Genomic DNA, 8,501 nt, shown 5'->3' on the forward strand with positions numbered 1-8,501 from the left:
ATTAGGAGTGTTCAGAGAAATTTTTTAACATATATTGATTGGTTCATCTTCATTCTCCTTATATCTAAATTTATGGGTAAAGTTAGCGTTTCGGATTTATTTTCCCTTCTACCTGATGATTTGCTTGATAACTTAAGTCAGTCTACTGATGTAGATAAGTGGGTAAGCAAATTACCAGGCAAACTATTTATTAAGCTACTGCTATACAGCGTGTTAAACAATGAGTGTCTTAGCCTTCGGGAAATATCATCTGAGATGAGCAATCCTATATTTCAAAGTTTTTCATCTGAGATGGTCGAACAAATGGCTGGTTGGACTGGTATTCGGGAACGTTTGCGGCATATCAAGCTTCCTTTTATCGAGCAGGTATATGAACATTTTTTTGCAGAAGCTCATGCTTTATATGGAGAGAAAAAGCTTCTTGATTACCATATCAAACGTTACGACTCTACTTTGATTAAGGTATTTGGTCATTTATTACAAGGAATGAAAGTAGGTAATACATCTAAAAATAAATTTCAAGTAAAACTGACTACTGAGCACACTGATGGTTTTGGTCTCCGTGTGAGTTTCCATCAAGATCAGGCTCATTTAAGTGAAGAAACCGCCTTGCAAGAACAAATTAATCTGGGAAAACACAGTTCCCAAGATATTATAGTTTTTGATAATGGTTTGAAAGGGCGTCGTAAGTTTAAAGATTTTGATGAAGCATCTATACAGTTTGTGACCAATATAGGTAAAAAGCCCCGTTATCAGGTGAATCGTCCTCATCAGCTCCTAGATCGCCACCACCCTGATTTAGACTTTATACAAGACAGTGTTGTACGGTTATTTGAGCGTGGACAACCTACCAATTCAATGGAGCATGAGTTTAGGTTGATAGAGTTTAGAGTTAAGGAAACGGGGAAGCACCTTTTTATCCTGAGCAATCTTTGGGATTTACCCGCAGAAGTGGTGGCTCAGGTTTACTTGATGAGATGGGATATAGAAGTGATTTTCAGGTTTTTAAAACAAGAAATGAACCTTACACACTTTGTTTGTAATGATCTGAATGCTATAAAAGTAATGATTTATGTAAAGCTTATTGCAGCAATGATGATCCTGATTTTTAAACAAAAAAATGCCATCAAAACATATAAAAGAGCCAAAAAACTCTTTTTGGAAGACATCTATCTTTTGATTATAGTAGAAATGATGGAAAGTCCAGACCTGAGTCAATGGTTTCTAAAAAAAGCAAAAAAAAGACTGAAAAGAGAATAGATAATATTTCTCTGAACAGCCCTACATTCGTAATTCGTAATTAACTTACGCAAAGCCAATATGGTCTACAGACTACTAACTCCGGAATAATAGACGAATGGCTTCGCCCAATTCGTAATTCGTAATTCTCAAACTCGTAATTAACTTACGCGAAGCGACTACGGTCTACAGACTACTAACTCCGGAATAATAGACGAATGGCTTCGCCCAATTCGTAATTCGTAATTAACTTACGCAAAGCCACTATGGTCTACAGACTACTAACTCTGGACTAAATATAATGAACACGAACTAACAAAAATTACAATGAAAAAACTATTTGTATGCTTAATAGTGTGTATGGGGTGTTTTTTTAACCCCACACAAGCGCAAAATGACAGCATCCCCTTGCTTGAAAAAAAACTGGCTACGCTCAAAAACAAGCCACGGGTAGATGTGCTCAATCAGTTGGCACAAGCCTATAAAAGTAAAGAGGTGCTCGATAAGGCGAAGAGTTACGCCAAAAAAGCCGAAAAACTGGCTAAGAGTCTGAATTATAAGGCCGGTATTGCCGAGAGCTACCATCAACAAGGCGCATTGCTGGCTATCCAAAAAAAATATAAGGAGAGTATTGTCAAGTTTGACCAGTCTTTTCAATTGTTTGAAGAACTTAAGCTTGCCAAAAAAGCTGCCACATTACTTAAGAAATTGGGTGGTGCCTATTTTTATAACAAGGAAATGGTTAAAGCAACTGGCTATGTCAAACAGGCGGAAAAACGCTTCCAAAAACTCAATGAGCCTGAAGAACTGGTCGAAATACAGTTACACTTGGGCATTCTTTATAACCAACAAGAAAAGCTAGATCTGGCACTGGAAAATTACACAAAAGTCAAAAAATGGTATCAGAAAAAGCAAGACACCAAATCAGTTGCCAATATTATGGTAAATATGTCAGAGGTATACTTTAAACAAAAAGACCTGAAAAACACCATCAATGCATTATACTATTCCTATCAATTGTTTACCAAGCTAGAAATGGTTCCTCAACGTGTAACCATAGCCGAACGCTTAGGGTATAGCTACAAACTTGCCGAGAAGTACGACTCATCAGCTTATTACCTTAAGCAGGCACTGAGCTTACGCCCCGACACCCCCACCCATGCTCAAGCAAGGGCAAGTTTATACAAGCGGTTGTCAGGTGCTTATTATTATCAAAAAAAGTTTTCTAAGGCAATTGAGTACAACTTGCGTGTCATCAAACACCTGGAATCATTGCCAGATAAAAAGGCCGCAAGTGAACTTTTGATGGATGAATATGTGAATGTGGGCATTCTTTATAAAACCATTGGAGAGTATGACAAAAGCCTTGAATATTATAACAAAGGCTTGGAACTGCGGAAAAAACACAATAAAACAGAGGACATTTCTTCTATTTTAGTAAATATAGGAGAGGTATACCTTGCCCAAAAGAATTATAGCGAAAGCCTGAAGTCATTTAGTCGATCGTTGAAAATGAAAGAGGCTAAAAAAGATACCGCCCGTATGTTGGCAGTTTTAGGGCATTTGAGCGATTTATACCGTGCCATGAAAGACTACCGTCGTATTGGGGGAATCATGGAAAAAATGTATAAGCTTAGGCAAGAGAGCAGCAAGTTCAAACTGACCGAAGAAAATAAGCGCGAGTTTTTCAAAGAGCTATCAATGGTGTATTACAAAGCCGAAAACTTTGAAAAGGTATACTTTTATCAAAGCAAACTATTGCCTTTGTACAAGGGCGAAGCTGATGAACGTTTGAAGGCGCAAAGCTTGTTTAATTTAGGCATGTGTTCCGAAAAACTCCAAAGGAGAGCTGAAGCAATTGATTATTATCAAAAGTCTTACAAAATACTCAAAAAGCAGGGCGATAAGGAGGCCATGGCCCAGGTAGCCTATAACATGGCAAGTTCTTATAATGAGCTTAAAAACTACCTGAAAGCCATCGAGCAACTCAAAAACGCATTGGCCATTAGAGAGGAACTCCAGCAAAAGAAAATGGTCATAGTGATTTCAAATGATATAGCTCAGTTGTATATACAGCTAAAGAAATATAAAGAGGCCATTCCTTACTTGAAAAAAGCCGACGAATATGTAGAAAAACCTGCACAGGAAGTCAATATATTAGAAAGACTGACATTGTGTTATGTTAAACTTGAAGACCATAACAAAGCCTTGGAGTATGCCCAAGAACTGATAAAGCTCAAACCTAAGAGTGACTCTTATAGAAATAATGAGGGGCTGATATTGATCAAACAGAAAAAGTACAAAGAAGCGGTTGGTTCAATGACTAAGGCAATTGAACTGGGTACAGACCCTAACTATCATTTTAGCCGAGCAGCGCTTTACCTTAAACTAGGTCAACCAACAAAAGCAGTTGAAGACTACAACGCTTGTCTTGATAAAGTAGGCAATTCAGCCATTTTATACAGTTCACGTGCCTATGCTTATGTCAAAGCGAATCAATTGGGCAAAGCAGAGGCTGACCTCAAAAAAGCCACTGAGCTTGACCAAACGCTGGCGATGTTACAATTTAGCAGGGCAGCCTACTTTATGGCAAAAAACCAACCCGACAAAGCGATAGACAGTTTGGAACGGGCAGTAAAACAAGGATTTAAAGAAAAAGAAAAGATTACTACAGAAAAGCTGTTTGCTCCTTTGCAGGACAAAGATAAGTTTAAAAAGTTGATGCGTGAGTTAGGAAGTTAAGAGCCTCGATAAGGGCAAGCTTTAAGCGACAAGTCGCAAGTCCTTAGATACCAATGAATATCGGTGCCCCGCAAGCAGGATGTCGGCATAGTCTCCACTCGGTTCTATGTACACCCTGTTCTTTGGGTAACTGCACTTTTTATATCACGTTGATTTATAAAATATTTTAAGTTCAATGTGAGGCAAATAGAACCCCTTAGCTGACCAATGCAGTTAAGGAACGTGATCGCCCCGTAAACGGGATTTCGGGCATAGCCCTCAACAATAACTGTCCGGTTTAGAACATATCCTCTTTCCTGACTTTCGTTACCCCGGCAGTTCCGCCGGGACTATGAGCTTTTATTGTCCGTAGTACCGTCCCACGGTCTGGCTCAACATCCCCCGGATGTTGCCTTGCCCGCAAACCGATAGCTGCAGCTTTGCTGCGCTGAGCTCTGCCAAAGGCTAAAAGTGCCTCAGTCAGCCTTGAGTTTATACCCTCAATCTCGACACTTATTTTGAACATGTTCCTAAGGGGTTTTACAATACAACGTAGCATTATTTTAAATAGGCTTATTGCTCAATACAATACCTCTACCTTACGCATCTTGAGGCATTCTAATTGCCAGGGCAGATCATTGGCGTTTAAAGGATTGTTCCTTACGTCTAATTGGCAATATTGAATGGCTGGGTTATCAATCAAACCTATCAAGTTTGTAATATGATTGTGCTGTAGATTCAAATGCTCTAGTTGTGACATACTTTTGGGCAAAAATGCTAAATCCTCCAGTTGGCAATCTACCAAATGCAACTCTTTGAGCTGGAGCAAGTGCCCTATTGGTTTCCAGTTTTGGATATTTTTCATCCGAAAAACCTCAAGACTAATCCCTTTCAGTTTTAATATTTCCAGATTTGTCAAGTGTTGCAATACTGTAAGTTCACTTTTGTCCATTTCGTGGTTTACAATGCTCAACTCTTTGAGCTGTGTCGCAAACTGTAAACCGTCTAAACAGGTGGCATCATCCTCCAGTCCAAAAGTAAAATGGTTTCTTAAGGGATATTCTGGTATTTGCAGTTTTTCCAAACGCCAAAGATCTTGGTAGCGCAATGGTGTGCCATAAGGCAAAGACAGTTCAATGCATATAGTAGTCAGCACAAACTCATCGGGCATATACACCCTTCTTTTAGCTATCACGTTTCTAAAACCATATTGCATACACAATTGCATTTTAGAAGTTTGGTTGGTCATTATCGGGTACAGGTCAATAGGGGCACCCATTTCGCTCATAATCTGAAAAGCTATCACGTGATTGACCTCATCGTCACTGTTTAGTAGCTTCTCAATCTTGGAAATGTAATTTGCTTCGATTATCACAGTTTTGTTATTTTAATGTTATACGAATGTGATTAGGAATAAGAGCACTGTTTAGATTTTCACCAGATAGCGTATGAGGTAGTTTATGAAGCTTTGAGGCTTTCAGAAGTGTAAAGAAAGCAGTATTTGTCTAAAAGGCAACAGTCTTTTAAGAGCATATAAAACGCCCCTTAGTTGTTGCTTTAGCGTATGATTTAAAGTGGTTATTTAAAAGGAGATTTTACGATAAATTTCTGGTTCAGATACGCAGATACATTAAATATAACTTAACTGAACCTCCAAGAATCCTCCAAATTAAGTTTGGAGTTCTCGCCTGAATTTGTATGCGAAGTAAACCACACCTACATCCCTGCTATGGTTGGTTTTGCTTCAGCGATTGTATTAAACTCGCCACAACAAAGTTGCGATGAGTCGGGATTTAACAGTAGGTTCAGTTTGACAGTATATAATCAGAAAAATTACGTAAAAGCTCATAGTCTCGATTTATTGGAGACCTAATTAATGAACCAAGTCGCTACCAACGACCAATTTTAAACATACTATTAGAAGAAAAGGTGTACAAAGCTAGATACTGTTAGCTATAGGTGTAAATGATTTTAAATAAATTTACAATAAAACAAGGAGTTTTGATAAAATGTCTTGCTCTACTCTATAGAACACAGTCAAGGATAGTTGCTATTAATTCACTACATCAATGGGTTGAAATGCCTGGTGTCAAATAATTGTCAATTTTGTATTATAAAACTTAAACAAGTCTTTAGAATGCATTTAAACTTTCACTTTTGGAAGCAAAACGGTGACTTTTTTTGCCTGTAATTATATAATCTCTTCAACCATAGCTTATAAGCTATGCCCTCAAAATCATCAAAACAAGGAGCAAAAGACACTTTTTTAAACCCAAAGGTGAACCAAATTACAGGCAAGTTTTGCCTTTTGGCTACTTCTTAAATGTACCCTTATCAGATTTAAGTTTGAATGTTAAAACACGAAGTTAAAACGTGCAAGCACCATAAAGTTAATAATTTAAGATTAAAAAACCTTATTATTTATGAAATTATAACAAGTTGTTATGAAAAATGTTACATTTAACAGTTTGTATTAGTATTTATACCTACTTTCTTATATCTACCCTTCGTTTCAAGCCAAACATTTCTTAGTAATTTCACTGAGGCCAATATTACGAAGTTGTTTTGAAGCAGGGAAAAGCAGTGGATGCTTCTCCTGTATTTGTTGGCTTTATTCCAAAAAAAGCCCGGTTTGAGTTTATCAACCGGGCCGTAATTATTCAAATCTATCCAATATTTAACTTAATCCTTGTTCCATTGAAGGGCACGCCCTGGAGTATAAGGAGCCCCGGCTGCTTCCAACGCACGTTCTATTTTTTTCAAGTCATTCAGTACCCCACTCAACGTTTTCATCAATGTGGCAAAAGACTCCTCGGCTACCTTAAGGCTTTGTTGGTGTAGTTTGGCAGGAGGGGCGGTACTTTGCGACAATTGGTAGCTAATTAACCCAATGCGCGACGACACTGAAGCAGGTGTTTCGAAAAAGCGTCGGCTCAAACTAGCATCACCATTCATGGCACGGTTCCAGGCACGCAGTTGCTTATCTGCCTTGCGAATGTCTGCCAGTAGACTCATAGATGCTTTAGGAGCGTTGAGCACTGCTACACGCATATGCCTTATTTTGCGTTGCATTTCACGTTGCAACCTGTTGGCACTCATCACAGCCCGGTTCATTTTGCTCAGTTTATTATGAAAAGCCGTCACCTCAGCCCGGTTTTGTACCGGAATAGTAGTATTGTTTAAAGGAACTACTTTAAAACTAGTCGCGGGTACCATTTCCGTATATTTACCATCTACTACCTTGCCCAAGGCTACCTTATAAGTACCCGGAGTAACCAAATGGCCTTGTGGAGGCGATTGGTAGTAGTCGAGGGTAGGGTAAGGAGTCAGGCGGGTAGGGTTTACAGCTGGGTAGCGTAAATCCCAAGTGATGCGTTTTAACCCTTTATTTGCCGAAGTTTTGATTCGTCTAATGACCACCCCTGAAGCATCGGTAATGGTAAAGACAAAATAAGGGCGTAGCTCATCATCTTCGGCGCGCATTTGATCAAACGAAGGGTACTTGATGTCTTGTTTGTTTTTGCGGGCTTTGGCTTCCTCAGCTTTACGTTTTTGGCGCAGGGTTTTGATTGATTTTTTCACATAATAAGTAAACGTTGCGCCAAACTCAGGGTTAGGAGCAGCATAAAAGCTATGTCCTTGAAACCCGGTTTTACGAATACCCAAAGGAGTAGCTACATTGTACCACAAAGCGTCTTTGATGGGGAAAATATGGGCATCTTTGGCAAGCAAATCATTGTTGAGCGTACGCAAAGGAGAATAATCGTCCAGAATAAAAAAACCACGCCCAAATGAAGCCAATACCAGGTCGTTTTCTCTTTTTTGAATTTCCATATCGCGGATAGCCACTGTAGGCAACCCACCTTTTAGTTGAGTCCACTTATTGCCACCATCTATCGTAAAGAATACCCCAAACTCAGTACCCACAAACAATAGCTTTGAGTTAACGTGGTCTTCGGCAATGCTATACACCGACCCACGAGCGGGCAAGTTGGCCGCTATCGATTGCCAGCTTTTTCCTTTATTGGTACTTTTGAGCACATAAGGCTTAAAGTCTCCTCTTTTGTGATTGTTAAATACCGCATATACCACATTTTCGTCGTGTTGCGAAGCAAGCAAATGATTTACGTAAGTAAGCGCTGGGACTCCGGTAAATTTTTCTGTTTTTTGCCAGTTGGCACCATCATCTTCCGATACCTGCACCAAGCCGTCATCGGTACCTACATATAGCAACCCCGCTTTTTTGGGCGATTCGTGCAATGCTACAATATTGCCATAAATGGTAGTAGAGGCATTTTTTCGGATCGCATCTACACTCCATACCCTGCCCATCATTTTCATTTTATTGCGGTCAAGCTGGCGGGTCAGGTCAGGGCTAATGGTTTTCCACGAATTGCCTCGGTCGGTACTTTTAAATAGCCTATTGGCGGCAAAATACAAAGTAGTATTGACGTGAGGGCTAATCAGCAAAGGAGCATCCCAGTTCCATCGTAACCCCGGTTCACCCTTGCCTTCTACAGGTTGGATGCCTATGCGTCGCT

General features: G+C 39.5%; 4 protein-coding genes. 2 read left to right on the plus strand and 2 right to left on the minus strand.

The annotated features are described in order from the left end of the window. The first annotated feature begins 72 nt into the window (after positions 1–72). Complete coding sequence (locus M23134_RS25025) at positions 73–1,260, plus strand: IS4 family transposase (protein ID WP_002700866.1); 1,188 nt, start codon at positions 73–75, stop codon at positions 1,258–1,260. 306 nt (positions 1,261–1,566) lie between these two features. Then, positions 1,567–3,981 carry a tetratricopeptide repeat protein gene (locus M23134_RS25030; RefSeq protein ID WP_002700868.1) on the plus strand — a complete coding sequence of 805 codons (2,415 nt, stop codon included), beginning with the start codon at positions 1,567–1,569 and terminating at the stop codon, positions 3,979–3,981. 559 nt (positions 3,982–4,540) lie between these two features. On the opposite strand, the gene M23134_RS25040 is transcribed toward M23134_RS25030, so the two are convergent. Beyond that, positions 4,541–5,335 (minus strand): leucine-rich repeat domain-containing protein, encoded by a 795-nt coding sequence (locus M23134_RS25040; RefSeq protein WP_157558633.1) that lies wholly within the window; start codon positions 5,333–5,335, stop codon positions 4,541–4,543. A gap of 1,307 nt (positions 5,336–6,642) precedes the next feature. After that, on the minus strand, positions 6,643–8,501 hold a 1,859-nt coding region (locus tag M23134_RS25045), incomplete at its 5' end, for a WD40/YVTN/BNR-like repeat-containing protein (protein WP_002700874.1).

Source organism: Microscilla marina ATCC 23134, assembly GCF_000169175.1.
GTDB lineage: Bacteria > Bacteroidota > Bacteroidia > Cytophagales > Microscillaceae > Microscilla > Microscilla marina.